At 38.2% G+C, this 662-nt stretch carries 1 protein-coding gene; it reads left to right on the plus strand.

Features of this window, described 5'->3' with window-relative positions; all coding sequences use genetic code 11:
• Positions 1–645, plus strand: a 645-nt coding sequence (locus M1F63_RS10110) for an LPXTG cell wall anchor domain-containing protein (protein ID WP_247941332.1), incomplete at its 5' end; no start/stop codon positions are given.
• Positions 646–662 lie beyond the last annotated feature (17 nt).

Consider the following 662-nt stretch of genomic DNA (forward strand, 5'->3'; position numbering starts at 1 on the left):
AAAAAAGATGTGACAATCAGTATGGATCCAAGCAGTGACAATATTGATGGTCAAACCATTCCGTTGAACCAGTACTTCAATTATCGTTTAATTGGTGGTTTGATTCCACAAAATCATTCTGAGGACTTGAATGACTATAGTTTTGTAGATGATTATGACCAAAAAGGTGATCAATACACTGGAAACTATAAAGTTCTTGCCAAGGTTGATATCCGATTGAAAGACGGTCGTGTTATCAAGGCAGGAACAGACTTAACAGCTGAAACACAGGTTGAACATGATCAAGATAAGGGAATGATTACCATTCGCTTCAAGGAAGAATTCCTTCAAGAGATTCAGTTGGATTCTCCATTCCAAGCTGAGACTTATATTCAAATGAAACGAATTGCTGTTGGAACCTTTGAAAATACCTATGTAAATACTGTGAACAAAGTTGCTTACGCCTCAAATACAGTTCGTACGACAACGCCAGAACCTAAGAAACCAGAGGAGCCAACGACTCCTACTCCAAATCCAAAAGGTAACCCTACTCTACCTCAAACAGGTACAAATGATTCAAGCTACATGCCATATCTTGGTCTAGCAGCTTTAGTAGGAGTTTTAGGACTTGGTCAGTTGAAACGGAAAGAAGATGAAAGCAAGTAAGCTCTAAAAGTTAAATA

Origin of the sequence: Streptococcus oralis (assembly GCF_023109155.1) — a bacterium.
Lineage (GTDB): Bacteria > Bacillota > Bacilli > Lactobacillales > Streptococcaceae > Streptococcus > Streptococcus oralis_BZ.